The sequence below is a fragment of the Dactylosporangium sp. McL0621 genome, from assembly GCF_049995355.1.
Lineage (GTDB): Bacteria > Actinomycetota > Actinomycetes > Mycobacteriales > Micromonosporaceae > Dactylosporangium.
On sequence record NZ_CP188259.1, the window covers coordinates 2,914,325 to 2,939,715 of the forward strand.

The window sequence follows — 25,391 nt, forward strand, 5'->3', positions numbered from 1 at the left end:
TGCACGGTTATGGCCGATAAGCACGGGCTTATCGGCCATAACGGTATTTAGTCGTGTGTCAACTCCGTAGGACATGAGTGGATTTATCCGGCCATGTCCCGTCGGCTCTCGGCTTTCTCCCAGGTAGAATCCAGTTTGGTGGCAGCCGCAGCGTGCAATCTGGACATCATGAGTGACCAGGACCGCCAGTGGAGCACTTCGGAGCCCGCCGAGACGCCCGGCTCCGCCTCGACGCCGGAGGAGCCCGCCCGCCCGCGCCCGCCCCAGGCATCCTGGCCCCCACCGTCCTCGGCCGCCCCGGCCTCGGCGCCGCCGTTCGAAGCGTCGAGCCCGGCCTCGGGCGCCCCCTTTGAGGCGTCGGGCCCGGCCTCGGCCCCGCCGGCCTGGATGACGCCCGGACAGCCGGGTGCCCCGCGCGCCGAGGCGTTCCCCGCGTCCGCCCCGCCGGCCGCGAACTACCCCGGCTCGGCGCCGCCGGCCGCGAACTACCCCGGCTCGGCGCCGCCCGCGGCGAACTACCCCGGCTCGGCGCCGCCCGCGGCGAACTACCCGGGTTCGGCCCCGCCCGCGGCGAACTACCCCGGCTCGGCGCCGCCCGCGGCGAACTACCCGGGTTCGGCCCCGCCCGCCGCCATGGCCTCCGCCCCGCCCGGCCCCGCGCCGTACGCGAACGGCGCCGCCCCGGTCGCCTACGGCACGCCGCAGCCGCCCGCCTTCGCTCCGCTCGGGGGCGGCGCGACGGTGCCGCAGCCGGCCGTACCGGCCTCGGGCTCGCCCTGGAGCCGCCCCGGCCTGAACGGCCACCCGCACCCGGGCGGCCCCACGACGCAGCAGTTCCCGGCGGCCGGCCCGGCCACGGGCACGTTCGCCACCACGCCGATCTCGACGGGCGCGCCCTACGGCTCCGGCCCGGGCGGCTACCCGCAGGCCGGCCACCCGTACGGCCCGCCGCCCGGCTACCCGCCGGGCCAGCCCGCGTACGGCCAGCCGGTGCCCCAGCGCGGCGGCCGGCTCCCGCTGCTCGCCGTCGGCGCCGTCGTGCTCGCGCTGGTGTCGGCGTTCGGCGGCGGCCTGGTCGCCAACCGGCTCGCCGACGACAAGCCGGCCGCGTCGCCGTCCGTGGTGACCCAGAACCCGGCTCCGAACCTCGACCGGTCCTCGGTCGGCGGGGTCGCCGAGGCCGTGCTGCCCAGCGTGGTCGACATCAGCACCGGCGAGGCCGAGGGCTCCGGCATCATCATGACCGCCGACGGCCAGGTCATCACCAACAACCACGTGGTGGCCGGGGCCAAGCAGCTGCAGGTCACGTTCAGCACGGGCAAGACCGCCGCGGCGAGCGTGGTCGGCACCGACCCGGCCGGCGACGTCGCCGTGATCAAGATCCAGGGCGTCTCCGGGCTCACGCCGGCCAAGTTCGGCGACAGCGACGCGCTGCGCGTCGGCGACACCGTGCTCGCGGTCGGCTCCCCGCTGGGCCTGCAGGGCTCCGTGACGGCCGGGATCGTGAGCGCGCTGCACCGTACGATCGAGGGCGAGCAGGGCGGCAAGTCCATCGCGGACGCCATCCAGACCGACGCCGCCATCAACCCCGGCAACTCCGGCGGGGCCCTGGTCAACCTGCGCGGCGAGGTCGTCGGGATCAACACCGCGATCGCCACCGCCGGGGAGAACAGCGGCAACATCGGCGTCGGGTTCGCCATCTCCGCCAACCGCGCCCGGGCGGCCGCGGACCAGCTCGCCAAGGGCGGGAAGGTCAGCCACCCGTACCTCGGCGTGCAGCTCACCGACGGCGCCGGCGGTGCCCTCATCGGCGGCGTGGTCGCGGGCGGCCCGGCCGACAAGGCGGGCCTCAAGACCGGCGACCTGGTGACGAAGTTCGGCTCGGCGACGGTGACCGACGCGACCTCGCTCATCAACGCCGTACAGGGCGCCAAGGCCGGCGACCAGGTGCAGGTCACGGTGAAGCGCAACAACGCCGAGCAGACGGTGACCGTCGCGCTGGGCGAAGCCCCCTAGGGGCTGTATCGAAGTGGATGGCCGGGCTGCGGCGGACTCAGACGCCGCCTGGGAACCACCCCGGTCACACCCCGATACAACCCCGGTATCGGGGCGCGCCCGGCGCGGCCCCAGCCGACGCCTGAGCCTCGCCTCGCTCCGACCCCCACTTCGACACAGCCCCTAGACCGAAACTCCTTTCGCAGCAGCGGCCCGCGTTCGCCACAACGCGGGCCGCTGCGTCTTTGCAAGAATGGCGGGATGGATGACCAGCGGTACCTCCGGCTGCGCGTGATCGGCGAGAACCTCGACCTGGCCGGCTCGCCGGCGTCGCTGCGGGCGCTCGCCGCGCTCCTGCGCGACGCCGGGCCCGTCGCCGAGGTCGCGATCCGCAACGGGGCCGTGGCCCAGGAGCGCACCGAGGGGCCGCTGGTGATCGAGCTGCGCGGCGCGCCGACGCTGCACCTGCGCGGGGCCGACGACGCGCTCAAGGAGGTCTGGGCCGCGCTGGAGGCCGTCGCCGCCGAGGTGCCCGAGCCGGGGCGGGCCGCGCCGCACCGGCACGTCGAGCCCGCGGGCAGCCGGGCCCTGGTGGTGACCGCGGCCCGGGAGCCGGCCGACGAACTCGGTCTCTAGGGCCTTATGGCCACGCCGGCCAGCTTCGCGTACGACGCCGGGTCCGCCAGCAGCTCATCCGCCGGGTCCGGGTGCCACGACGGGCTGTGGACCAGCCCGGGCTCGACCAGCTCCCAGCCCTCCAGGAGCCCGGCCAGCGCGTCGCGGTCGCGCAGGACCATCGGCGTACCGGTCCGCGTGTACAGCTCGGCCACCTCGTCCACGTCCCCGGTCGCGTGCGACACGACCAGCACGCTGCCCGGGGCGAGCGCCTCGTGGTACGCGCGCAGGGCCGCGTGCAGCTCGGGCGTGTCGGGCAGGAAGTGCAGTATCGCCACCATGATCAGGCAGACCGGGCGGGAGAGGTCGAGCAGCGCCTTCACCTGCGGGTCGCCGAGGATCTCGGTGGCGTCGTGGAGGTTGGCCTGCACGAACACCGTCCGGGTGTCGCCGGCCAGGATCTGCCGCGCGTGCACGATGGCGGTGGGGTCGATGTCGGCGTACACCACCCACGCCTCGGGGTCGACCGCCCGCGCGACCTCGTGGACGTTGCCCACGGTCGGGATGCCCGAGCCGATGTCGAGGAACGGCAGCAGCGTGCAGATCTACTCCGAGCCCGGCGTCGGTACCACGATCACGATCCTGCTCCCGGCCAGCGAGGCCGAGATCGTCGCCGACGACACCGCCCGCACCGCCCGGCCGCCCGGCCGCGGCCAGACCGTGCTGGTCGCCGAGGACGAGCCGGCGCTGCGCGAGGTCACCACGCGGATCCTGCGCCGCGGCGGGTACGCGGTGCTCTCCGCCGCCGACGGCGTCGCCGCGCTCGAGGTCGCCTCCGGGCACGACGGCCCCGTCCACCTGCTGCTCACCGACGTCGTGATGCCCGGCATGCTCGGCCGGGTGCTGGCCGAGCGGCTGCTGCGGCTGCGCCCGGACACGCGGGTGCTGTTCATGTCCGGCTACGCCCAGCCCGTGCTCACCAGCAACGGCATCCTCGACCCGGGCGTGCACCTGCTGGAGAAGCCCTTCACCGGCGCCGATCTCCTCAACGCGGTCGCGGAGCAGCTGTCCGTGAGCTCAATGACGCAGGCCCCGTCGGCGGAGGCGTAGTCGGCCGCCGCCGGCCGGTTTGAAAAATGGACGTTCATTCATTATTCTTGTACCCATGCGAGGCAGCAGCCGCTCCGCGGAGCACGTGGCGCTCTTCCGCGCCCTCGAACACAGCCGCCGGCACGACCGGCTCTTCGACGACGAGCTGGCGGCGCGGATGCTCCCGCCCCTGCACCGCGCGGTGGTGGTCGCCTCGCGCGTGCCCGCCGTGCACCGCTGGATCGTGCGGTACATCGACACGCACTTCGCCGGCGGCCCGCGCGCCTCGGCGGTGGTGCGCACCCGCCTGATCGACGACCGGGTCGCCGAGGCCGGCGCGCCGCAGCTGGTACTGCTGGGGGCCGGCTTCGACAACCGCGCCCACCGCCTCGCCGTGCCCGTGACGTTCGAGGTCGACCACCCCGCGACCCAGGCCACCAAGCGCCGCCGGGCGCCCGGCGGCAGCACCGTCCGGTTCGTCCCGGTCGACCTCACCCGCGACGCGCTCGCCCCGGCCCTGCTCGCCGCCGGCTTCGACGCGGCCGCCCCGGCCGTCGTGGTGTGGGAGGGCGTCACCAACTACCTCACCGCCGAGGCCGTCGACGCGACCCTGCGCGCCCTCGCGGACCTGCTCGCCGCGGGCAGCACCGTCGTGTTCACCTACGTCGACCGGGCCGCCCTCGACGGCACCGGCGGCTTCACCGGCGTCGAGGAGTGGCACGCCGCCGTGCGCCGCGGGGGCGAGCCGTGGACGTTCGGCTTCGATCCGCGGGAGCTTCCGGTGTACCTGGAGCAGCGCGGCCTGGGCCTGACCGAGGACCTGTCCACAAGGGACGCCGCCGCGCGCTACCTGGAGCCGCTCGGCCGCGACGAGCCGACGGCCGAGTTCTACCGCATCGCGGTCGCCCGTGCCTAAGGTCGACGACGCCCACTTCGCCGCGCGCCGGCGCCAGATCCTCGACGCCGCCGGGGCCTGCTTCGCGCGGGAGGGCTTCCACCGCACGTCGATGCTGGACATCGTCCGGGAGTCGGGCATCAGTGCCGGGCTCATCTACCGGTACTTCACCGGCAAGGACGACATGATCGCCGCCATCGTCGCCGAGTGGCACGAGCGGCGCACCACGCTGCTCGGCGACGACCCGGCCGCGGGCTACCTCGACGTCCTGCGCCGCGTCGGCGACCCCGGCACCCGGGCCGAGCTCCAGCTCGCGGTGCAGGTGTGGGCGGAGACGGTACGAAATCCGGCCGTTCGTGAGATGTCGCGAGCCAACGTCGACCGCCCCGTCGCCGCCGTCGCGCCCGCCCTGACCGGCCTGACCGACGACCCAGAGTCCCTGGCCCGCGTCTTCATCGCCGTGTACCAGGGTCTGGTCCTACAGACGCTCTGGGACGACGGGCTCGACCACGCGGCCTTCGTCCGGGCGGTCGGGCTCCTGCTGGCGCCGCTGGGGTTTGCGGAGCCAGGGCCCGACGGCGAGCAGTAGCAGCACGAGCGTCAGCGGCACCTTCCACAGTGGACCGACATCGGCCGGCACCTCCGTGGGTCGCTCCTCGGCGGTGTTCGCCCAGACCAGGAACGCGTCGCCGATCGGCAGCAGGCCCAGGGCGTACCGTTTCGTGTGCCAGGTGCTGATCGGCACGCCGGCGAGCTCGCCGTACGAGGACAGCGCCCCGGCGAGCGCGCCGTCGCCGTTGACCCGCGCCGCGCCGATCGTCACGACGGTGGCCGAGAACGAGATGCCGAGCGGCAGCGGCCCGCTGTCGACGTCGGCGACGCCGCCGGTGCCCTTCGGGTACTCCCGCACGGCCGGCCCGAGGTGCAGCGGCCGGTCCACGAACAGGTCGCGGAAACGCAGGTACTGCTCGCGGGCGAACCCGGCGTCGACGTCGGCCAGGAAGCGCAGGATGACGCTCTGCGAACTGCCCCGCGCCCCCTGCAGCGGCGCGCCCGTGGCCGGGTCGGTCACGTGCGGCAGGAGCCCGGTCGCGGGGTCGAGCCGTTGCCGGACCCGGTCGAGCCACTGCCGCACCGTACCCGCGTACGCGGCCGGGAACAGCCGGTCGTGCTGCGCCAGCGAGGCGATCGCGACCGTCGAGTCGACCGGCCAGGACTGCCCCGGGTACGCCTGCAGGAACGGCGACGAGCTCTGCCCGAACGCCGCCGCGATGTCCCGCGACTCCCGCTCGTACCGCTCGGCCTCGGCGGGGTCCCGCTGCAGGCCGAGCAGCCCGCCCCGCAGCCAGTTGGTCCACCCGGCGTAGAAGACCCCGTAGCGGGGCGCGAGCCCTTCACTGAACGGCGCCGTCCCCTCCGGCCCGTCGAGCCGGGCGAGCGCCCACCGAACCTCGCGCACCGCCTCGCCCTTGTCGGCCGCGCGCCGCCCTTCGTCGACCCAGGCGAGCCCGTAGAGCACGTACGAGAAGAAGTACCCCTCGGGAAACAGCGCCTGCGCACCCTCGCCGGCCCCGCCGTCGAGCTCGGCCCGGAGGTGGGCGAGCTGCCGGTGCGCCCCTTGAACGGGCACGTGGAAGCGCAGCAACGAACTCACCGCGAACGCCGACAGCAGCGCGGCCAGCAGTACCCGGATGAGCTTGCCCATGGCCCGCGACGGTACCGCACCGGGACGAGCGGTCACCGCCGACGACACCGCCGGACGCGCTCGGCCGGCGCCCGACGGACGCGCCCCATCTCGCGGACGAGGGTCCCACGGGCCGCGGCACGGTCGCCAGCGGCTGAACGAGCGAGCCGGGGCGAGTGTCGATATCAACTCGTTACGCCGCCTCGCGCATCGCCCGCCGTCGTTGTAGCTTATTTTCGGTGCAAGGTCATTCACCGGCGAGAAGCTACATCGGGAGGGGCGGCGGATGAGTATCACGCCCTTGGAGCCCGCTTCGCCCGTTGCGCTCGCCACCCGGTCGCCCGGGCGGATGGCGTGGCGGCGGCTGCGCCGGGACCGGACCGCGCTGGTCAGTGGCGTCGTCTCCGTGCTGCTCATCGTCGTCGGGCTCGCCGCGCCGCTCATCCGGCTCGGCTACGGCATCGGGCCGCAGGACGACTTCAAGGACGACCTCGACCGCTACGGCATGCCGTACGGCGTCGCGGGCGGCATCAGCGGCTCGCACTGGTTCGGGCTCGAGCCCGGCCAGGGCCGGGACCTGTTCATGCAGATGGTCTACGGCATGCGCACCTCGCTGGGCATCGCGTTCGCCGCCGCGCTCATGACGACCGCGGTCGGGGTGCTGCTCGGCATCGTCGCCGGGTACGTCGGCGGGTGGGTCGATGCGGTCATCAACTGGGTCACCGACGTGACGCTGGCGCTGCCCTTCCTCATCTTCACCCTCGCCGTGATCCGGCCGCTGGAGCTGCACTTCTACGGGCCGCGCGAGGCGGTGCCGGGCTGGTTCCGGGTCGTGGTGCTCATCTCGCTGTTCACCGCGTTCGGCTGGACCACGACCGCTCGGCTCGTGCGCGGGCAGGTGATGTCGCTGCGCGAGCGCGAGTTCGTGGAGGCGGCCAAGGCCGGCGGGGCGCGGCTGCCGCGCATCCTGGGCAAGGAGCTGCTGCCCAACCTCGGGGCGCCGATCCTCGTCGCCTTCTCGCTGGCGATCCCGGCGTACATCACCGGCGAGGCCGCCCTGTCGTTCCTCGGCATCGGCATGCTGGAGCCGACGCCGGACTTCGGCCGCACCATCTTCCGCAGCCTCAACTACCTGCAGACCGACCCGGCGTACGTGCTCTTCCCGGGCGTCACCATCTTCGTGCTCGTGCTGGCCTTCAACCTCTTCGGCGACGCGCTGCGCGACGCGCTCGACCCGAAGGCCCAGCGGTAATGGGCACCTTCCTGCTGCGCCGGGTGCTGCTGGGCCTGCTGACGCTGTTCGCGGTGAGCGTCGTGACGTTCCTGATGTTCTTCGCCCTGCCGCGCGACCCGGCCGCCGCGATGTGCCCCAAGAACTGTGACGCGCAGCGGCTGGAGCGGGTGCGCGACGAACTCGGCCTCAACGACCCGAAGGCGGTGCAGTACCTGCGCTACTTCAAGGGCGTGTTCGTCGGCCGGGACGGCTGCCCGGCGCCCTGCCTGGGGTACAGCTACGTCAACAACGAGCCGGTGCGCGACACGTTCGCGCGGACGCTCCCGGTGACGCTGAGCATCGTGGTGCCGGCGGCGGTGCTGTGGCTGGCACTGGGCATCGGCCTCGGCATGCTCTCGGCGCTGCGCCGCGGCACGGTGTTCGACCGGCTGGCGATCGGCTTCTCGCTCTCGGGCGCGTCGATGCAGCTGTACTTCGTCGGCGGCGTCCTGCTCCTGGTGTTCGTGTACTCGCTGAAGGTGCTGCCGTACCCGCGCTACACCCCGCTGCTGGACGATCCGCTGGCCTGGCTCACCGCGCTCGTGCTGCCCTGGTGCACCCTGGCGTTCCTGTTCTCGGCGGTGTACGCCCGGCTGGCCCGCGCCCAGATGCTGGAGACGATGTCCGAGGACTACGTGCGCACCGCCCGCGCGAAGGGCCTGCCGGAGCGGACCGTGGTGCGCCGCCACGTCCTGCGCGCCGCGGTCACCCCGCTCGTCACCGCCGCGGGGCTGGACGTCGGCACCGCGCTCGGCGGCACCGTCATTACCGAGACCACCTTCGGCTTCCGCGGCCTCGGCCGCACCGCCATCGACGCCGTCCGCGACGGCGACCTGCCGACGATCATGGCGACCGTACTGCTGGCCGCCGCCTTCATCATCGTCGCCAACATCGTCGTGGACGCGCTCTACACCCAGATCGATCCGCGAGTCCGGTTGCGTTAAGGGGAGGACCAAGTGCGCAGACCACTTACGGCCGTCGTGCTGCTTACGCTCGTGGCGGGGCTCGGCGCCTGCACGAACAACAAGAAGACCGACGACGACCCGGGCGTCGACAGCAACCGGCAGGCCACCGGGGCCATCGCCACCGACCCGAAGGACTCGCAGGGCCCGGCGGCCGAGGTGCCGGGCGCGGCCAAGGGCGGCACCGTGACCGTCCTGCGCCAGACGAAGATCTCGCACCTCGACCCGCAGCGGGTCTACAGCTTCGTCGGCCTCAACGCCTCGCAGCTCTACGCCCGGCGGCTCACCACCTACAAGGACGACGGCCAGGGGCACGTGACGCTCGTCGGCGACCTCGCGACCACGCCGGGGACGGACGTCAACAAGGACTGCAAGGTCTGGCGGTACACCGTGAAGGACGGGGTGAAGTTCGAGGACGGCTCGGCCATCACCGCGAAGGACATCGCCTACGGCATCGCCCGCTCCTTCGACCTGTCGCTCACCGGCGGCCCGACCTACATCCAGGAGTGGCTCGCCGACTCGCCCCAGTTCGACACCAAGTTCGACTTCAAGACCAACAAGACCGGGCTCCCGCCGGGGCTGAGCGTCCCCGACGACAAGACGCTGCAGTTCACCTTCGCCAAGCCGCACTGCGACCTGCCCTTCGCCGCGTCCCTGCCGGCGACCGCGCCCGTGCCCGCGGCGAAGGACACCGGCACGCAGTACGACACCAAGCCCGTCTCCTCCGGGCCCTACAAGATCACCAAGAACGAGGCCGGCACCCAGCTCACGATGGAGCGCAACACGGCGTGGGACCCGGCCACCGACCCGGTGCGCCACCAGTACCCGGACTCGTTCGTGTGGTCGTTCGGGCCCGACCTCGTCACCCAGACCAACCGCATCATCGCCGACGGCGGCGCCGACCAGACCGCAGTCTCCTGGAACGGCGTCGACCCGTCGCTGGTGACCAGGGTGATCGGCGACGCCGCGCTCAAGGACCGCATCCTGCAGGCCCCGACGCCGCAGCACTTCACGCTCACCATCAACAACCAGCGGGTGACCGACCTCAAGGTGCGCCAGGCGCTCAACTACGCCATCGACCGCGACGGGCTCGTCAAGACCCTCGGCGGCGCCACGTTCGCCGCGCCGGTCACGACGCTCATGCCGCCGGCGACGATCGGCTGGAAGAGCTACGACGCCTACCCGGCCGGCAAGAGCGGCGACCCGGCGAAGGCGAAGGAGCTGCTCGGGGGTACCGCCAAGGAGCTCGTGCTGGCGTTCGCCGACGACTCGACGAACCAGGCGCTCAGCACCCACCTGCAGGGCAACCTGGAGAAGGCCGGGTTCAAGATCACCCTCAAGGCGATCCCGGCCGACTCCTTCCTCGACGAGACCAAGAAGAAGGACAACCCCTGGGACCTGTACATCGGCTCGTGGGGCGCGGACTGGCCCAGCGGCGCGGCGATCCTGCCGGTGCTCTACGACGGGCGGGCGATCAAGGCCGACGGCAGCAACAACGGCGCCTCGTACCTCAACGCGCCGGCGCTGAACGCCGAGTTCGACCGGGTTCTCGCCCTCCCGGTCGAGCAGCAGGGCGCCGAGTGGGCCAAGCTGGACGAGAAGATCATGCGGGAGTACGCGCCGGTGGTCCCGCTCTACGTGCAGGTGATGTTCACGCTGCACGGCTCGAAGGTGCACGGCGTCTTCATCGACAGCATCTTCGGCAGCCCGCAGTTCGTGAACACCTACGTGAAGTGAGCGCATGACCAGTACCGTCTCGATCTGGGTGGGCCGCCCCGGCGGCCCGCCCCGGCGCAGCAGCGAACCGGACCGCCTCCACGGCGCCGCGAGCACGATGAAGGTGGCCGTGCTCGCGGCGCTGTACCGCGGGGGCGATCTCGACGCGCCCGTGCCGGTCGTCAACGACTTCGTGAGCGCCGCCGACGACGGCTCGCGGTACCGCAACGACCGCTCCTACGACGACGATGACGAGGTCTGGAAGCACCTCGGCGAGTCGGTGCCCGCCCGGTGGCTGGCCCGCCGCATGATCGTGCGCTCGAGCAACCTGGCCACCAACCTGCTCCTGGCGCGCGTGGGGCTGCCCGCCGTCGCCGAGGTGTGGTCGCTCGCGGGCGCCACCGGCAGCGTGACCGCGCGCGGCATCGAGGACTACGCCGCCCGCGACGCCGGCCGCGACAACGTCGTCACCGCGGCCGACCTGGCCGCGCTGTTCACCGCCCTGTACCGCGGCGAGCTCGCGGCGCCGGAGTCGTGCGCGCAGATGCTCGACCTGCTCGCCGAGCAGGAGTGGCGCGTGGACCTCGCGGCCGGCGTGCCCGACGGCGTCCGGATCGCCCACAAGAACGGCTGGATGACGGGGGTACGCCACAGCGCCGGCATCGTCTACCCGCCCGACGCCGAACCGTACGTGATCGCCGTCTGCACCACCTCCCGCGGCGTTCCCCCGGACGACTACGACGAGCTGGCCTGCCGCCGGATCGCCGAGATCTCCGCCGACGCCTGGGCGGAGCGGTCCCGATGACCATCGCCCGCGTGCGGACCCACCGGGTCAGCGTGCCCCTGCACACGCCGTTCGTCACCGCCCTGCGCACCGCCACCTCCGTGGAGAGCCTGCTCGTCGAGGTCGTCGACGCCGACGGCCGCACCGGCTTCGGGGAGGCGCCCCAGGTCTGGAAGGTCACCGGCGAGTCCGTCGCCGGCGCCGAGGCCTGCGTCGAGCAGCTCCTCGGCCCCGTGCTGACCGGCCGCGACCCCGACGACCTCGCCGCGAACCTCCGGGCGGTGCGGGCGGCCGCGGCCGGCAACTTCGCGGCCAAGGCCGCGGCCGACACCGCCCTGCACGACCTCGCCGCCCGCCGCCTCGGCATCCCGCTCGTGCGGCTGCTCGGCGGCGCCCGGCTGCGCGTGCCCACCGACGTCACCCTGCCCGCGGGCGGCCCCGACGAGCTCGGCGCGGCCGCGCGGGCCCGGGTGGCCGAGGGCTTCACGGTGCTCAAGGTCAAGGTGGGCAAGGGCGCCGGCGAGCGCGACCCGGCCGCGGCCGACATCGCCCGCATCGCCCGCATCCGCGCGGAGGCCGGCCCGGAGGCCCGCATCCGCCTCGACGCCAACCAGGGCTGGACCCCGCGCGCGGCGGTGCGGGCCATCCGCGGCATGCAGGACGCGGGCCTGGACATCGAGCTGGTCGAGCAGCCCGTCCCGGCCGCCGACCTCGACGGCCTGGCCTGGGTCAGCGCCCGCGTCGACGTGCCGATCCTGGCCGACGAGGCGGTGTTCGGCGTCCGCGACCTGACCGAGGTCATCCGCCGCCGCGCCGCCGACATGGTAAACGTGAAGCTCGCCAAGTGCGGCGGCCTCGGCCCGGCCCGCACCCTGCTCGAGCTGGCCGCCGCGCACGACGTCGGCACGATGGTCGGCTCGATGATGGAGACGGAGGTCGGCGTCGGCGCCGCGGCGAGCCTCGTGGCCGCGCTCGGCACCACGGTCGTCTCCGACCTCGACGCGGCCTGGTTCCTGGGCGCCTCCCCGGTGACCGGCGGGCTGCGCTACGACGGCGCCGAGGTGGTGCTGCCCGACGCACCCGGACTTGGCCTGACCCTGAAGGAGTGACCGTGCTCGTCCGCGTGCCCCTGGCCACGCTGTGGTCGGACCCCGAACATCGGACACCCTCCGACGTCGTGACGCAGGCCCTGCTCGGCGACGAGGCGGTGGTGGACGAGGTCCGTCCGGACGGCTGGGCCCGGGTCCGGCTTCCGGACCAGGGCGACTACCCCGGCTGGCTCCCGATCGCGCAGCTGGCCGACGAGTCCACCGTGGACGGACCGGTCGCCACCGTGGATGCGCTCGCGACGGACCTGCGGGACGAGCCGAACGGCACCCTCGCCATGCCCGGCGTACCGCTCGGCACCCGGCTCGTCGCGGCCGGCCCGGGCCGCGACGGCTGGCTCCCCGTCCGGGTCCCCGGCGCCGCCGGGCCCCGGTGGGTGGCCGCGGCCGACGTCCGTTCGGACCCGGCCGACCCTCTCGCGACCGCGCGGCGGCTGCTCGGCGTCGTGTACGTCTGGGGCGGCCTCTCGCCCGGCGGCGTCGACTGCTCCGGCCTGGTCCACCTGGCCTGGCGCCGGGCCGGCGTCCGGCTGCCCCGCGACGCCCACGCCCAGGCGGCCGCGGCCGAGCCCCTCGCGCCGGGCGAGGAGCGCGCCGGCGACCTGTACTTCTTCGCGCAGCCCGGCGCCCGGGTCCACCACGTCGGCATCGTGGTGAACCCGGGCTCCATGCTCCACGCGTGCGGCGACGCCCGGATCGTGGTCGAGGAGCCGCTGCCCCCGTCGCGCGTGGCCACCCTCACGGGCGCGGCGCGCCCAGGGGTGACGGCACCAGCCACACGTCGTCGAGGTTGACGAACATGAAGCGGTGCCCGAACTGGACCTGCACGTACCGGTTCTGGCCGCGCACGACCGTCCGGTCGCCCGGGGAGGAGCCGTCGAAGGAGACGGCCCGGTAGTACTCGCCCGGCACCACCCCGGAGACCGCGTAGCGCTGCCCGGCCGCGAACGTGTACTGCAGCGGGGTGATCGCCTGGTACGGCACGCCCGCCGGGTACGCCGCCGCCTCCGGGTACGCGCGGCCGTACACCGGGATCGTGGTCCTTCCCGGTTTCGGGACCGCGACGAGACCCGTCGCCCACTTCGCCGTGGGGTGCGCGGGCGGGTTGTAGAACCAGCCGGTCTGCCCGAGGTACCAGATCGCGGTCCAGTCCCCGGAGAGCCCGGCGACGGCGTAGGTCTGGCCCGCCGAGACCCGGGAGCCGTGGTCGGACAGCGCCATCGTCGACGCCGAGCCGTCCGGGTGCAGCCCGGGGTCGTTGAGCAGCGGCGCGTTCGCGTCGGGCGCGGTGTGCAGGACAAGCGCGGAGGCGCCGTGGGAGGAGCAGGGATCGGCGGCGGTACCGTCGCAGCCGGTGAACGCGGGCCGGTTCGCGTCGTAGTCCGGGTCGATGGTGACCAGGCCGGTGCGGGCCGTGCCGGTGCCGCGGAACGGGGCGTGCAGCAGGTCGAAGTAGTGGCTCCAGTCCCAGTACGGCGCCGGGTCCCAGTGCATGCCCTTCACGGTCGACGGCACGGTGCCGGGGACGTTGTCGTGGCCGACGATGTGGCCCCGGTCGAGCGGGATGTCCAGCCGCGCGGCGAGGTAGCGCACGAGCTTGGCCGAGGAGCGGTACATCGCCTCGGTGTACCAGGCGCCCTCGGCCGCGAACCCCTCGTGCTCGATGCCGACGGATGTCGCGTTGACGTACCAGTTCCCGGCGTGCCAGGCGACGTCCTTGGTCCTCACGTGCTGGGCGACGTGCCCGTCGGCCGAGCGGATGGTGTAGTTCCAGCTGACGTACGCCGGGTCCTGTACCAGCTGGACGGTCCGGTCGTAGTACTCCTCGGTGTCGTGGATGACGATGTACCGCACCTTCTGGCTCGCCGGCCGGTCGCCGAGGTCGTGGTTGCCGTAGTCGCCGCCGCCGAGGTCCGCGTAGGGCGCCGGGATCCACTCGCACGGCAGGTTCGCCGGGCATTCGACGTCGCCCCGCGGCGGCCTCGGCAGCCCGAGCCGGTCGAGCCACGAGGTCTGCGGCTGTACTCCCGCGTGGGCGCTCAGCGTGACGTGCCGCCCGTCGTCGGTGACGCGGTCGGCGCCGTCGCGCAGGGTCGAGTACACCTCGTCCGCGAAGTCCCCGGCCGCGTCGGCGGTGCCGGCGCCGCTGTAGCGGGCGACCGCGCCGTACCAGGCCGCCGGGTCGCTGCCGGCCCCGCCGGGCGCGCCGAGGTCGCGCTGGTAGGAGGCCAGCAGCGCGGCGCCGCCCCGGATGTTGTCCCGCGCGTCCGTGCGCAGGCGGGCCTTGTCGATCCCGGTGAGCGCGGCCGCCGCGTCGAGGGTCTGCGCCGCCGGTACCGTGTCGCCCGCCGGCGCGTCCACCGTGGACGGTCGCGCGGTGTCGCCGCGCGCGTCGCCGGCCCCGTCGTGGCGCGCCTGGACGGCGGCCGCGTCGGTGAGGTGCATGGGGCCGAAGCCGCCGCTGGTGCTCGGGGCACCCTGGTTGGTGTCCCACCGCGACTCCAGGTACGACACGGCGAGGAGCACGTCAGCCGGTACACCCGCGGCGTTTGCGGCGTCGGCGTAGTCCTGCTGTCCTTGACTGTCCGCGGCCGCGGCGGCGCCGGGCGCGGTGAGGATCGCGGCGCCGAGCACCGCGACGGTGAGCAGCCGTCTCATGTGGACCTACCAATTCTCCGAGCCGGGCACGCGCGGCAGCGGCTTCCACGGGGGCGTGATGAGGTATGCGACGCCGCCGCTGCCGGAGGCGACCGACCCGTCCGCGCGGTGGCGCTTGGTGCGCAGCCACACCTGCTCGAACTCGGCGCGCGAGTAGACGTTGCGCACGGCCTCGTCGGAGGACGAGGCCGGGTCGTTGACGATGACGTCGCCGGTCGCGGTGAACCCGACGACCACGAACAGGTGCCCGGACGTCGAGTAGTTCGCGCCCGTCAGCTCCGAGGCGAGGAACGACTGCGAGGTGACGACCGGGATGCCGGCCGCGATGAACCGCTCCAGCTCGTCGAGCGAGTGCAGCCGGGTCACGATGCCGGACAGCCCGAACGTGGCCGCGTACGCGGTGTTGAACGGCCAGTTCCCGGCCCCCTCGTAGGCGTAGTCGTAGGTCATCCGGGCCGCGTGGTCGACCTGCGGGTCGGCGTAGGACGGGTCGACCCAGGCGAGGTCGGCCGCGCTCGGCCCGCGCCCCCAGTACCCGACGACCATCGCGGTCGAGGTGGGGGAGCACCACGCCTCGCCGCCGCCGTCGTACTGCGGGTACTGTCCGATGTGGATGTTCTGCGAGTAGCGCGGCACCGCGAGCTCCCGGCCCCACGCGATGTGCCCGGCGCTCGGCGCGACCGTGAACCGGTCCGGCACGTTGGAGACCATCGCGCCGACCTGCGACACCCGCGGGAACGCGTGCGTGCCGGCCTTGCGGAACAGCGTGACGCGCAGGCGGTAGTCGGCGAGCAGCACGCCCTTGGACACGTCGTCGATCGAGAACGTGTCGGTCCAGATCGTGGAGTACGCGTCGCCCTGACCGTTTACCGAGGTGCGCTGGATGTCCTGGTCGCCGGAGGCCCACCGCCCCATGACGTACCAGGGCGTGGACTCGCCGTTCGTGTACGTGCCGCCCATCTCGACCTGCAGCCACGTGCCGGCGGGCGTCTGGGCGTTCCAGGAGGCGACGAGCTCACTCGCGCCGAACCGGTTCTTCTGCTTGGGCGAGGTCCAGGTGGCGGTCTCCCACTGGTCCTGGGTCCCGCGTTCCCAGTGCGAGAAGGTGCGCCAGCGCTGGAATGAGATCTGCTCGTCGTGGGTGACCGGATGCGCGGCGGCGGGCGCCGCGCTCAGGAATGTCGCAACCAGGGCCAACGCGAGGCCCCCGGCGATACGTGCCATCGCTCCTCCAGGGAAAACCCGAGGCGATTGATTGATGGCACGCTATACCGCGATCGACCCGGATGTCGATACCTTCCAACCAGCTGTCGTGCTTCGAAGGTTTTTTACCGACCGCGGAGCTCGACCAGTGCGGCGTGTACGACGCCGTCCGTCTGCTCCAGGGCCCGGCGGGCTTCGGCCACCGGTGCCTGGGCCAGCAGGGCCACCAGGGCGACCTTCGAGTCGCCGCCGGCCTCGGCCAGCGCGGCCGTGCAGGCCGGCACGGGCAGGCCGGTGGCCTGGGCCAGCATGCGCACCTGGCGGTCGCGCAGCTTGCTGTTGCTGGCCACCATGTCGGTCATGAGGTTGGAGTACGTGCGGCCGAGGCGGACCATGACCGCCGTCGACAGCGCGTTGAGCACCAGCTTCTGCGCGGTCCCGGCCTTCATGCGGGTCGAGCCGGTGATCGCCTCCGGGCCGGTGTCGACCGCGATGTGCACGTCGGCGAGGTCGGCCAGCGGCGCCGCCGGGTTCGCCGAGACCAGTACCGTGCTCGCCCCGGCGGCGCGGGCGGCCCGCAGTGCGCCGGCGACGTACGGGGTGGTGCCGCTCGCCGTCGCGCCCACGGCCACGTCGCCGGGGCCGAGGTCGGCCGCCGCGGCCGCGCCGAGCTCGACGTCGTCCTCGGCGCCCTCGGCCGCGGTGTGCAGCGCGGAGAGGCCGCCCGCGATGTGGGCCACGACGCGTTCGTAGCCGACGCCGAAGGTCGGGTGCAGCTCGGCGGCGTCGAGCACCGCCATGCGGCCCGACGTGCCGGCGCCGAAGTAGTGCATGCGGCGGCCGGAGCGCAGCGCGGCGACGGCGAGCTCGACGGCCGCGGCGACCTCGGGCAGTACCGCCGCCACCGCCGGCGCGACCTTGCGGTCCTCGGCGTTGATGAGCCTGAGCATGTCGAGCGTGGGCAGCTGGTCGATGTAGACCGTGTGCGGGTTGCGCTCCTCGGTGGGCGAGACCCCGGGGGAGACGCTCACCAGCGGCCCCGATCCGCCTTGGTCCGCCGGCTTCGCACCGCGTCGCGGGTCGCCTCCAGCGCCGTGCGGGTGCGGTCGTAGGTGCGCTGGGCGACGCCGACGAACACGCAGTCGACCACGGTGAGCTGGGCCAGGCGGCTGGCCATCGCGCCCGAGCGGAAGGTGGTCTCCCGCGCGGCGGTGGTCAGCACCAGGTCGGCGACCCGCGTGATCGGGGACTTCGGGAAGTTGGTGAGCGCGACCGTGGTCGCGCCGCGGCGGCCGGCCTCGGCGAAGGCCTCCATGGTGTCCACCGTCGTGCCCGTGTGCGAGATGCCGACCGCGACGTCGCCCTTGCCGAGCAGGGCCGCGCTGGTCAGCGCCAGGTGCAGGTCCGACCAGGCGTAGGTGGTCAGCCCGATGCGGTGCAGCTTCTGCTGGAAGTCCTGGGCCACGAACGCGCTCGCGCCCACGCCGTAGATGTCGACCCGGCGGGCCGCGGCGATCGCGGCGATGACCTTGCCCAGCGCCTCCAGGTCGAGCTGGGCGGCGGTGTCCTCGACGGCCCGGGCGTCGGCGTACGCGATCGTCTTGACCACCTGGCCGAGGTCGTCGGAGCGGCTGATGTCGCTGCCGACCGCCTCCTGGGCCTGGTCGTCCTGCACCCGGCCGGCCTCGGCGGCCAGCTTCAGCCGCAGCTCGGGGTAGCCCGAGACGCCGATCGCGCGGCAGAAGCGGATGACCGTGGTCTCGGAGGTGGCCGCGCGCTTGGCCAGCTCGGTGATCGTCATCTGCGCGGCGGTGGCCGCCTCCTCGATGATGATCCGGCCGACCCGCTGCTCGGCCCGCGACAGCGAGGGCAGGAGCCCGCGGATCTTCACGGCCGTGGAGACCTGGCGAGCTTCGTCCGTCATGTGGAAAAGTTTCCGTTGCCTCGTCGGTTTCGTCAATGGAATGCGGTGTCGCGATGCGGGAGTCCCTGGTCATCGGCGTGGATGCGGGTGCCACGACGACGCGCTGTGCGCTGAGTGACCTCGATGGAAACATCCTCGCCCGGGCGGAGTCGGGCGGGGCGAACCGGAACTCGAGCGGCGCGGCGCCGGCCGAGGCGCTCACGGCCGCGCTGCGCAATCTACTGGATAAGTCCCCGCACGACGCCGGGCGGGTCCGGCTCGGCGTGGTCGGGATCGCGGGCGGCGCCGCGGTGCGGGCCGCGACCCAGGCGGCGGCCGAGGACGCCTGGCGCGCGGCGGGCCTGGGCGGGCGGGTGGTCGCGGTGACCGACCTCGAGGTCGGCTTCGCCGCGGGCTCGCCGTCGCCGGAGGGGCTGCTGCTGCTCGCCGGCACCGGGGCGGTCGGGGCCGCGTTCGCCGGCGGGCGGCTGACGCACCGCTGCGACGGGTACGGCTGGCTGCTCGGCGACGAGGGCTCGGCGGTCTGGCTCGGCCGCGCGGGCCTGCGCGCCGTGCTGCGCGCGCTCGACGGCCGCGGCCCGGCCACCGCGCTGACGGAGGCGCTGAGCGCCCGGCTGGAGGTGCCGGCCGGCGACCCCCAGGCGCTGCTGCGCGCCGCGTTCGACCGCCCCCCGGCCGCGCTCGGCGCCCTGGCCCCGGCGGTGAGCGCGCTCGCCGCGGCGGGGGATGCGGTGGCGCTCGGGCTCGCCGAGGAGGCCGCGGCGCATCTGCTGCATACGCTGTCGACGGTTGCCGGGCACGCCCGGAGCGCACCGCCGGCCGTCGTTCTCGCGGGGTCCGTCCTGCTGTCGGAGGGCCCGGTGGCCGATCGCGTCATGGCGGCCGTGCGGGAGCGTTACCGGATCGTGCCCATGGCCGCGTCCTACGGCCCGGCGGGCGCCGTGTGGCTGGCGATCACGCAGGTCAAAGGCGATTTTCCGGACGCTGCGGTACACGCGCGGCTTACGCGGTAACAATCTTCCGCCTCTTGCAAGTTTGGAAGGAAACCTTCATTCTCATCGACGGGCGTCCCTTGTGAAGGAGTCGGCGATGAGTCTTGTTTCGCGACGCAGTCTGCTGAGCGCGGGTGCGCTGGCCGCCGCCTCGGCCTCGCTCGGCGCCTGTGCCCTGTCCGGCGGCGACGACGACAAACCGAACAGCACCCCTTCGGGCGCCAAGAACGCGGTCAACCCGCTGGGCGTCAAGGAGGACGCGCCGCTGGAGATCGTCATCTTCAACGGCGGCTTCGGCGAGGACTACGCCAAGGCGCACGAGGCGATGTACACCGAGAAGTACCCGAAGGCGCAGGTCAAGCACTCGGCGACGCAGCAGATCGGCCAGACCCTGCAGCCCCGGTTCGTCGACGGCAGCCCGCCCGACGTCATCGACAACTCCGGCGCCGGCCAGATCGACTTCAACGGCCTCGTCTCGCAGAACGCGCTCGCCGACCTCGGCCCGCTGCTCGACGCGCCGAGCATCGACGACCCGGCCAAGAAGGTGCGCGACACGCTGCTGCCCGGCTCGCTGCTGCCCGGCACCTACGACGGCAAGACGATGGCGCTCAACTACACCTACACCGTCTACGGGATCTGGTACTCGGCCAAGCTCATGAACGACAAGGGCTGGCAGTACCCGAAGACCTGGGACGAGATGATCGCCCTGTGCAAGACCATCAAGGCGGCCGGCATCTCGCCGTGGACCTATCAGGGCAAGCATCCGCGGTACATGTCGTGGCCGATCCTGTCCGCCGCGGCGAAGATGGCCGGCCAGGACATCCTCGTGGCCATCGACAACCTGGAGCCCAACGCCTGGAAGCACGAGGCGATCCTCGCCGCCGCGGACGCCTACTCGCAGCTGGCGGTGGACGGGTACATCATGCCCGGCTCCGAGGGGCTCGACCACATCCAGTCGCAGACCGAGTGGTGCAAGGGCAAGGCCGTGTTCATCTCCTGCGGGTCCTGGCTGGAGAGCGAGCAGAAGGCCGTCACGCCCCCGGACTTCCAGATGACCGTCGCGCCGACGTCGAGCCTGACCACGTCGGACAAGCTGCCGTTCGAGGCGCTGCGCGGCACGACCGGCGAGCCGTTCATCGTGCCGGCCAAGGCCAGGAACCTGGCCGGGGGCCTGGAGTACCTGCGCATCATGCTGTCCAAGAAGGGCGCCGTCGACTTCACCAACCGGGTCGCGAGCCTCACCTGCGTCGCCGGGCTGGACCAGGGCGTGAACCTGCCGCCCGGGCTGGCGTCGGTCACCAAGGCGCTCAAGGCCTCCGGCGACAAGGGCTTCAACTGGGTGTACAACTCCTACTACCGCAAGCTCGAGCGCGAGCTCGTCGACGCCGCCTGCGGCGCCCTGTTCACCAAGCAGATCAACGCCAAGCAGTTCGTGGAGCAGTGCCAGAAGGGCGCGGACTCCATCGCGAAGGACGACACCATCAAGAAGTACAAGCGGAGCAGCTGAGGATGCGCCACGGTCGGCGCCTGTTCGCCATCACGTTCCTGCTGCCCGCCGTGGCGGTCTACGCGGTCTTCGTCGTCTCGCCGTATCTGCAGGCGTTCCAGGTCTCGACCACGAACTGGCGCGGCCTGAGCCCGAAGTGGGACTACGTCGGCCCCGACAACTTCCAGCGCCTGCTCTCGGACGAGTACTTCTGGAACGCCCTGAAACACAACGGCATTCTGCTCGCCGTGCTGCCGGTCGCCACCATCGCGCTGGGCCTCTTCTTCGCGTCCATGCTCAACATCCACGGCGTGCGGTTCGGCGCCGTGTACCGCATCGTGTACTTCTTCCCGCAGGTCCTCTCGGTGGCCATCATCGGCGTGCTGTGGCGCGAGATGTATGCCCCCAACGGCGGCCTGGTCAACGGCTTTCTGCGCGCCGTCGGCCTGGGCTCGCTGACCCGCACCTGGCTCGGCGACGCCGACGTGGCCTTCTGGGCGGTCCTGTTCGTGATGGTGTGGAGCAACGTCGGCTTCTACGTGGTGCTCTTCGGCGCCGCGATGTCGTCGATCCCCCGCGAGATCTACGAGGCGGCCCTGCTCGACGGCGCGGGCCGGCGCACAACCCTGCTGCGCATCACGGTGCCGCTGCTGTGGGACACGATCCAGGTCGCGTGGGTGTACCTCGCGATCGTCGCTCTGGACGCCTTCGCGCTTGTGCAGATCATCACCAACGGCGGCCCCGAGTTCAGCACCGACGTCGTGGGGCTGCGGCTGTACAACACCGCCTTCGGCGAGTCCAAGTTCGGCTACGCCTCCGCGATCGGCGTCGCAATGTTCTTCGTCACGCTCACGGTCGCGATCGCGTCCCTGCGCCTGACCCGCCGCGAACGCATCGAGTACTGACGTGCGCCTACGCCTCGGCAACGCCTTCTCTCACGTCTTCCTCTTCGGCTGGGCCCTGCTGACCACGTTCCCGCTGCTGTGGGCGGTGGTCTCGTCGTTCAAGAGCGACGACGAGATCCTGTCCGACGCGTGGGGCCTGCCGGCGACGCTGCGCTTCTCGAACTGGACCCGCGCCTGGAACGAGGCCCACATGGGCCGGTACTTCCTCAACAGCACGATCGTCGTGGCCGGCGCCCTGACCCTGACCATGCTCCTGGGCGCGATGGCCGCATACGTACTGGCCCGATACGAGCTGCGCGGCCTGCGCCTCGTCTACTACGCCTTCGCCGGCGGCATGGTCTTCCCGGTCTTCCTGGCCCTGGTCCCGCTCTTCTTCGTGGTCAAGAACCTGGGCCTGCTGGGCACCCTGCCGGGCCTGATCCTCGTGTACACCGCCTACTCCCTGCCGTTCACGGTCTTCTTCCTGACCGCGTTCTTCCGCACCCTCCCGACGGCCGTGGCCGAGGCGGGCCTGGTCGACGGCTGCTCACACTGGAGCCTGTTCTTCCGCATTATGCTGCCGATGGCGCGGCCGGGCCTGATCAGCGTCGGCATCTTCAACTTCCTGACCCAGTGGAACCAGTACATCTTCCCGATCGTGCTGATGCAGGGCGAGGGGAGCGAGAAACGCTGGGTGCTGGCGCAGGGCTTGACGGCCCTGGCGGTGAACGAGGGCTACGCGGGCGACTTCGGCGGGCTCTTCGCGGGCATGACGATCGCCATGCTGCCGGTACTGCTGCTGTACATGGTCTTCCAGCGCCAGGTCCAGTCCGGCCTGACCGCGGGCCACCTCAAGTAGCCGCGGCCGCCTCGGACGGCATCGAGCAGTCGAGCACCAACGCCTGGACGGCCCGCACGGCACTCAGTGTGGCCCGCTCGGCCCGGCCGTCGAGGTCGGCGCCGAGGCGGTTCCGGTCGCCCCGGATGGGATCCGACCGCCACGCGCCCGGCTTGAGGCCGTGCGCCGGATCGAACCAGGCGACGAGGAAGAGGCCCGCTGAGCCGGACCAACGCGCCAGGTACCGCCCGACGAGCTGCTGTTCGAGCGCGTCGACGATCTCGGGGTTCCAGCAGCCTTTCACCTCGATGAGAACTCGCAGCACGCGGTCGGGGTTGCCGGCCGCCTGGGCCTGGATCAGCAGGTCGGCGCGCTGACCGATGCCTGACGTCTGCAACCGGGCGACCTGGACCTCCCGGTTGACGACCGCGCCGGACACCCGATTGCTGATCATGTAGTCGAGGAAGTCGCTGACCTCGTCCTCGGTCTTCGGCCGGCAGGCACGATCGCCCTGCGGGGCGCATCTCGGGGCGTGGTTCCACAGCAGTGTCGCGAGTGGTGTCGCGGCCTGGAGAGCCTGCTGCGTTTCGTGCAGCGCTCCGAGCACGGCGTCGAGGAGGTCCTCGTCGTTGCGGAGCACGCGTCGGGCGCTGGACAGAATGACGCTCACCTGCCCCGGCTCCAGCGGAGTCCAGTCGGCGCGGCCGTGGGCGGCGCGGGCCTGAGCGACGAGGTAGCCGAACGCGGGGTCGTCCGGATGACGTTCGGCGAGGGTCTGGAGCGACCTGACCGCCTCGCCCGTTCCCCGCTCGGCCAAGGTTGTCAGAAGCCGGTTCCGCAGGTGCCCGGCCGCCTCGCGGGGACTGACCGCATGTGTTCCGGCCTCGACCGGGTCGTCCGCGGGCGGGAACAGACGCCGCAGGATCTCCCACATCTCGATCAGCTCGGACTCGTTGAACGCCGCGCCGTCGAAGCTGCGGTCGTCGGCGACGTTGAGGAATACGAACCTCGCCGCGTCCTTATCGGAGGCGAGCGCATCCCGGATCATCGGCCACGCCGGCTCGTACCCGGCCGTCAGCGCGACCACCGTAAGTTGCCGGGCCCGCGTCGGCATGGCGGTGTCGCCGCTCGTGATGTGTTCGAAGGTGGCATGGAGGAGCCGCAGGGCCGTTGCCGGATCGAGTTCGAGTGTTCGCGCGAACGCGACGGCGGCGGTGGCCGCATCGTACGTATGGTCCTCGATGAACCGCACCAGCCACGGGACGTCCGCGCGATCCAGGAACGCGGTGAGTCGCCGCAGCGTGAACTGCCCGAACTCGGCCTGCCCCAGGACCTCGCGCTCGGTGGCCTCGCGGACCACCTCCGGCACTTCGTGGTGCGCTATCCCGAGAATCCTCTGGAGGGGTTCGGTGACGTTGTGGAAGTACGGTCCGTGGACGATGGCCGGTGCCCAGAACGCCCACCGGTCGCGGCTCAGGCCGAACACGCGTCCTTCTCCGTCGAGCAGGACGAACGCGGCCAGCGCGGCCAGCGCGTCGGGTCGGGCCTTGTCGGTGCCGAGCAGCGCGGCGCCGTTCTCCGTTCCGGCACGGAGGTACTGCTCGGCGATGTCCAGGGCGTTGCGGCGCTGATCGTCGTCCAGCGCGGCCCAGCCCGGAAGCTTCGTGACGTCCAGCTCGCTCATGTTGTGGTGGTTGCGCAGCGGCGCGTACAAGAAGAACTGGTAGAACGCCTCGGCCGGGTCACCGGTCAGCGAGTCGAACAGACGGGCCCGCAGGTCGGCCTCGATCAGGCGCGCCGCTCCCTCCTCCATCTCGGCGACGGCCCGGCGTCTGCGAACGGGCCGGGCAATCGGCCGTACCAGTTCGGCCAGTCCCGGGTCCTGATCGACGATCTCGCGGTGGTCACGACGGCCTCCGTCGTAGGTGGCCCGTAGCCACGGTTCCCAGGCCGATGGTTGTTCGCCCGGGCCGACCGCGAGTCCGGCGATCCACGCGAAGTCGTCCGGGCGAATCATCTCCCAGTCGCGGAGCCACCAGGGTAGCTGCGGTCCGCCGATGTCCTGCCGCAGCTGCCGGACGAGACCGCGCCGGTGCGTCTCCGCGATGTTCGACAACGCAAGCTCGCGGCCGTTGAGCAGTCCCTGCATCTTTCGGAGTCGGGTGCCGATCACCCGGACAATCTCGTTTCGCACGGCCGGATCGTCCAGCCGCGTCAGAGCGGCACCAAGGATGGCGTCCTCGAGTTGTAGTTGCCGATGAGGTCGGGGTTGCGGGGCGGCCGCAAGAACGCCAGGAGGCTCGCCAGTGAGGAGCCGGCCCGCAGCAGGGCGCGGAGTCCCGCCCCGAGGAGTTCGTCATCCTCGTCCGGCGGTTCACCTCGCAGGTGTGCCAATGCGGCGAGGGGATTTGCATCGAGCGTGGGCGGCGCGAGCTCGAGGCTCCGAAGGGCGGCGGTGTTGCGGAGCACGACCGGTTCGTCGTCGGCGAGCGCGATCGAGAGCAGCGCATCGTTGAGCGGCACGAGTTGGTTCCGGCCGACGAGCTGAATGGCCAGGTACCTCGCATCAACGCTCCTGGCCGTGTCCGCCAGCACTCGCGCAGGAGATCGTCGATGCCGTCGTAGGCCAGCCCTTCGAGCTGCCGGTACCGCATGTCGATCAGCGCGTGGGTGTCGGCCAGCGTCAGGAGCCGCTCGACGAGCGCTTGCCGGTACGTTGGGTCCGACAGTTCGACGTTGCTCCGGATGAACGCGAGCGGATCGGCGTCGAGCAACTCGGCGAACCGATCGGGGCACAGGGCGACGAGCCAGGCCGCGACCGCCTGGACCTGCGGGGCCAGCTGGCCGCCGAGCCCGCGCAGCAGTCCGTCGAGTTGAAGCGGACGCAGTTCGGACTCGACCAGGTACCGGGCCGCCAAGTACTCGGCCACCGTCTGGTGCGTGAATCGCAGGCGGCCGTCGGCCTCGCCGGTGAAGAGCGAGGTGGCGAGCGCCGCATAGCACGACGTGTGCCGCCGATCGCCGTGCATCTCCAGCGAGGGGGGCGGGGCACAGTCTTCTGCGGTGAGCGCGTTCGGCGTCTCGCCGGGCCGCAGCACGAACGCCGACCGGCCGGTGAAGAGACTCAGCACCGCCATTCGCCCGGCGGTGTGCAGGATCGCCGGGATGTCGGGAGGATCGAGCGGTGACTGCCGGCGTGGGTTCTGTTCGTCGGCGAGTCGTTGGACGGCCCGCTCGTACAGGCCCCGCTGGGTGCTGGGCAGGCTGGCGCGATGGTCTTCCCGGTG

Annotated in this window: 24 protein-coding genes; 16 read left to right on the plus strand and 8 right to left on the minus strand. The window is 72.3% G+C overall.

All coding sequences use genetic code 11. From position 1 onward, the window contains the following. Positions 1-168 precede the first annotated feature (168 nt). Both ACPPVO_RS13640 and ACPPVO_RS13645 read left to right on the plus strand, forming a co-directional pair. Complete coding sequence (locus ACPPVO_RS13640; protein ID WP_426511569.1) at positions 169-2,016, plus strand: trypsin-like peptidase domain-containing protein; 1,848 nt, start codon at positions 169-171, stop codon at positions 2,014-2,016. A 240-nt stretch (positions 2,017-2,256) separates the two neighbouring features. Continuing rightward, entirely contained in the window at positions 2,257-2,631 is a 375-nt protein-coding gene (locus ACPPVO_RS13645) for a hypothetical protein (RefSeq protein ID WP_426511570.1), read from the plus strand. On the opposite strand, the gene ACPPVO_RS13650 is transcribed toward ACPPVO_RS13645, so the two are convergent. After that, entirely contained in the window at positions 2,628-3,167 is a 540-nt protein-coding gene (locus ACPPVO_RS13650; RefSeq protein WP_426511571.1) for an SAM-dependent methyltransferase, read from the minus strand. The two genes, ACPPVO_RS13645 and ACPPVO_RS13650, sit on opposite strands and share 4 nt — an antisense overlap. Positions 3,168-3,186: 19 nt before the next feature. Here ACPPVO_RS13650 and ACPPVO_RS13655 point away from each other — a divergent pair, with 19 nt between their 5' ends. From ACPPVO_RS13655 to ACPPVO_RS13665, 3 genes are read left to right on the plus strand one after another with little or no spacing between them, the layout of a single operon-like run. Then, positions 3,187-3,720, plus strand: a complete 534-nt coding sequence (locus tag ACPPVO_RS13655; RefSeq protein WP_426511572.1) for a response regulator — start codon at positions 3,187-3,189, stop codon at positions 3,718-3,720. Positions 3,721-3,775: 55 nt separating this feature from the next. Next, complete coding sequence (locus ACPPVO_RS13660; RefSeq protein WP_426511573.1) at positions 3,776-4,615, plus strand: class I SAM-dependent methyltransferase; 840 nt, start codon at positions 3,776-3,778, stop codon at positions 4,613-4,615. After that, positions 4,608-5,183 carry a TetR/AcrR family transcriptional regulator gene (locus ACPPVO_RS13665; protein ID WP_426511574.1) on the plus strand — a complete coding sequence of 192 codons (576 nt, stop codon included), beginning with the start codon at positions 4,608-4,610 and terminating at the stop codon, positions 5,181-5,183. The genes ACPPVO_RS13660 and ACPPVO_RS13665 overlap by 8 nt, the downstream gene beginning before the upstream one ends. On the opposite strand, the gene ACPPVO_RS13670 is transcribed toward ACPPVO_RS13665, so the two are convergent. Next, on the minus strand, positions 5,073-6,299 hold the full coding sequence (locus tag ACPPVO_RS13670) for a hypothetical protein (RefSeq protein ID WP_426511575.1): 1,227 nt from the start codon (positions 6,297-6,299) through the stop codon (positions 5,073-5,075). The genes ACPPVO_RS13665 and ACPPVO_RS13670 overlap by 111 nt on opposite strands. A gap of 265 nt (positions 6,300-6,564) precedes the next feature. On the opposite strand from ACPPVO_RS13670, the gene ACPPVO_RS13675 reads away from it, so the two are divergent. From ACPPVO_RS13675 to ACPPVO_RS13700, 6 genes are read left to right on the plus strand one after another with little or no spacing between them, the layout of a single operon-like run. Next, a complete protein-coding gene (locus ACPPVO_RS13675; protein ID WP_426511576.1) occupies positions 6,565-7,530 on the plus strand; it encodes an ABC transporter permease in 966 nt (321 codons plus the stop codon). Next, a complete protein-coding gene (locus ACPPVO_RS13680) occupies positions 7,530-8,495 on the plus strand; it encodes an ABC transporter permease (RefSeq protein ID WP_426511577.1) in 966 nt (321 codons plus the stop codon). The genes ACPPVO_RS13675 and ACPPVO_RS13680 overlap by 1 nt, the downstream gene beginning before the upstream one ends. A 12-nt stretch (positions 8,496-8,507) precedes the next feature. Continuing rightward, the gene (locus tag ACPPVO_RS13685; protein ID WP_426511578.1) at positions 8,508-10,250 is read left to right on the plus strand and encodes an ABC transporter substrate-binding protein; all 1,743 of its coding nucleotides are present in this window, start codon (positions 8,508-8,510) and stop codon (positions 10,248-10,250) included. Between the two features lie 4 nt (positions 10,251-10,254). Beyond that, the gene (locus ACPPVO_RS13690) at positions 10,255-11,034 is read left to right on the plus strand and encodes a serine hydrolase (protein WP_426511579.1); all 780 of its coding nucleotides are present in this window, start codon (positions 10,255-10,257) and stop codon (positions 11,032-11,034) included. Next, positions 11,031-12,122, plus strand: coding sequence for a mandelate racemase/muconate lactonizing enzyme family protein (locus tag ACPPVO_RS13695; RefSeq protein WP_426511580.1), 1,092 nt, complete (start codon positions 11,031-11,033; stop codon positions 12,120-12,122). Before ACPPVO_RS13690 ends, ACPPVO_RS13695 begins: the two co-directional genes overlap by 4 nt. 2 nt (positions 12,123-12,124) lie before the next feature. Next, positions 12,125-12,913 (plus strand): C40 family peptidase, encoded by a 789-nt coding sequence (locus ACPPVO_RS13700; protein WP_426511581.1) that lies wholly within the window; start codon positions 12,125-12,127, stop codon positions 12,911-12,913. Here the strand turns inward: ACPPVO_RS13700 and ACPPVO_RS13705 are convergent. The 4 genes from ACPPVO_RS13705 to ACPPVO_RS13720 form a co-directional block, all read right to left on the minus strand. Continuing rightward, entirely contained in the window at positions 12,858-14,777 is a 1,920-nt protein-coding gene (locus ACPPVO_RS13705; RefSeq protein WP_426511582.1) for an N-acetylmuramoyl-L-alanine amidase, read from the minus strand. The two genes, ACPPVO_RS13700 and ACPPVO_RS13705, sit on opposite strands and share 56 nt — an antisense overlap. Before the next feature lie 6 nt (positions 14,778-14,783). Beyond that, positions 14,784-16,001 (minus strand): C39 family peptidase, encoded by a 1,218-nt coding sequence (locus ACPPVO_RS13710; RefSeq protein ID WP_426511584.1) that lies wholly within the window; start codon positions 15,999-16,001, stop codon positions 14,784-14,786. Positions 16,002-16,105: 104 nt separating this feature from the next. Next, positions 16,106-17,011, minus strand: a complete 906-nt coding sequence (gene murQ, locus ACPPVO_RS13715) for an N-acetylmuramic acid 6-phosphate etherase (RefSeq protein ID WP_426511585.1) — start codon at positions 17,009-17,011, stop codon at positions 16,106-16,108. Continuing rightward, positions 17,008-17,904, minus strand: a complete 897-nt coding sequence (locus ACPPVO_RS13720; protein WP_360377998.1) for a MurR/RpiR family transcriptional regulator — start codon at positions 17,902-17,904, stop codon at positions 17,008-17,010. Before ACPPVO_RS13720 ends, murQ begins: the two co-directional genes overlap by 4 nt. 53 nt (positions 17,905-17,957) lie before the next feature. Between ACPPVO_RS13720 and ACPPVO_RS13725 the strand changes: the two genes are divergently transcribed. From ACPPVO_RS13725 to ACPPVO_RS13740, 4 genes are all read left to right on the plus strand, one after another. Continuing rightward, positions 17,958-18,917: a BadF/BadG/BcrA/BcrD ATPase family protein gene (locus ACPPVO_RS13725; protein WP_426511586.1), complete on the plus strand. Its 960-nt coding sequence runs from the start codon at positions 17,958-17,960 to the stop codon at positions 18,915-18,917. Positions 18,918-18,993: 76 nt separating this feature from the next. Then, a complete protein-coding gene (gene ngcE, locus ACPPVO_RS13730; protein ID WP_426511587.1) occupies positions 18,994-20,403 on the plus strand; it encodes an N-acetylglucosamine/diacetylchitobiose ABC transporter substrate-binding protein in 1,410 nt (469 codons plus the stop codon). Between the two features lie 2 nt (positions 20,404-20,405). Further along, positions 20,406-21,287, plus strand: a complete 882-nt coding sequence (locus ACPPVO_RS13735) for a carbohydrate ABC transporter permease (protein ID WP_426511588.1) — start codon at positions 20,406-20,408, stop codon at positions 21,285-21,287. A 1-nt stretch (position 21,288) separates the two neighbouring features. Further along, complete coding sequence (locus ACPPVO_RS13740; protein ID WP_360378007.1) at positions 21,289-22,125, plus strand: carbohydrate ABC transporter permease; 837 nt, start codon at positions 21,289-21,291, stop codon at positions 22,123-22,125. Here the strand turns inward: ACPPVO_RS13740 and ACPPVO_RS13745 are convergent. Further along, on the minus strand, positions 22,118-24,298 hold the full coding sequence (locus tag ACPPVO_RS13745; RefSeq protein ID WP_426511589.1) for a hypothetical protein: 2,181 nt from the start codon (positions 24,296-24,298) through the stop codon (positions 22,118-22,120). The two genes, ACPPVO_RS13740 and ACPPVO_RS13745, sit on opposite strands and share 8 nt — an antisense overlap. A gap of 20 nt (positions 24,299-24,318) precedes the next feature. Next, on the minus strand, positions 24,319-24,699 hold the full coding sequence (locus ACPPVO_RS13750) for a hypothetical protein (RefSeq protein WP_426511590.1): 381 nt from the start codon (positions 24,697-24,699) through the stop codon (positions 24,319-24,321). A 71-nt stretch (positions 24,700-24,770) separates the two neighbouring features. Between ACPPVO_RS13750 and ACPPVO_RS13755 the strand changes: the two genes are divergently transcribed. Beyond that, positions 24,771-25,292 (plus strand): hypothetical protein, encoded by a 522-nt coding sequence (locus tag ACPPVO_RS13755; protein WP_426511591.1) that lies wholly within the window; start codon positions 24,771-24,773, stop codon positions 25,290-25,292. The last annotated feature ends 99 nt before the right edge of the window (positions 25,293-25,391 follow it).

What these genes read in the sequence shown, in the direction of transcription:
- ACPPVO_RS13640 (WP_426511569.1), top strand. Translation starts at nt 169, where the DNA reads ATGAGTGACCAGGACCGCCAGTGGAGCACTTCGGAGCCCGCCGAGACG.
- ACPPVO_RS13645 (WP_426511570.1), top strand. Translation starts at nt 2,257, where the DNA reads ATGGATGACCAGCGGTACCTCCGGCTGCGCGTGATCGGCGAGAACCTC.
- ACPPVO_RS13655 (WP_426511572.1), top strand. Translation starts at nt 3,187, where the DNA reads ATGTCGAGGAACGGCAGCAGCGTGCAGATCTACTCCGAGCCCGGCGTC.
- ACPPVO_RS13660 (WP_426511573.1), top strand. Translation starts at nt 3,776, where the DNA reads ATGCGAGGCAGCAGCCGCTCCGCGGAGCACGTGGCGCTCTTCCGCGCC.
- ACPPVO_RS13670 (WP_426511575.1), bottom strand. Translation starts at nt 6,299, where the DNA reads ATGGGCAAGCTCATCCGGGTACTGCTGGCCGCGCTGCTGTCGGCGTTC.
- ACPPVO_RS13675 (WP_426511576.1), top strand. Translation starts at nt 6,565, where the DNA reads ATGAGTATCACGCCCTTGGAGCCCGCTTCGCCCGTTGCGCTCGCCACC.
- ACPPVO_RS13680 (WP_426511577.1), top strand. Translation starts at nt 7,530, where the DNA reads ATGGGCACCTTCCTGCTGCGCCGGGTGCTGCTGGGCCTGCTGACGCTG.
- ACPPVO_RS13690 (WP_426511579.1), top strand. Translation starts at nt 10,255, where the DNA reads ATGACCAGTACCGTCTCGATCTGGGTGGGCCGCCCCGGCGGCCCGCCC.
- ACPPVO_RS13695 (WP_426511580.1), top strand. Translation starts at nt 11,031, where the DNA reads ATGACCATCGCCCGCGTGCGGACCCACCGGGTCAGCGTGCCCCTGCAC.
- ACPPVO_RS13705 (WP_426511582.1), bottom strand. Translation starts at nt 14,777, where the DNA reads ATGAGACGGCTGCTCACCGTCGCGGTGCTCGGCGCCGCGATCCTCACC.
- ACPPVO_RS13710 (WP_426511584.1), bottom strand. Translation starts at nt 16,001, where the DNA reads ATGGCACGTATCGCCGGGGGCCTCGCGTTGGCCCTGGTTGCGACATTC.
- ACPPVO_RS13720 (WP_360377998.1), bottom strand. Translation starts at nt 17,904, where the DNA reads ATGACGGACGAAGCTCGCCAGGTCTCCACGGCCGTGAAGATCCGCGGG.
- ACPPVO_RS13725 (WP_426511586.1), top strand. Translation starts at nt 17,958, where the DNA reads ATGCGGGAGTCCCTGGTCATCGGCGTGGATGCGGGTGCCACGACGACG.
- ngcE (WP_426511587.1), top strand. Translation starts at nt 18,994, where the DNA reads ATGAGTCTTGTTTCGCGACGCAGTCTGCTGAGCGCGGGTGCGCTGGCC.
- ACPPVO_RS13735 (WP_426511588.1), top strand. Translation starts at nt 20,406, where the DNA reads ATGCGCCACGGTCGGCGCCTGTTCGCCATCACGTTCCTGCTGCCCGCC.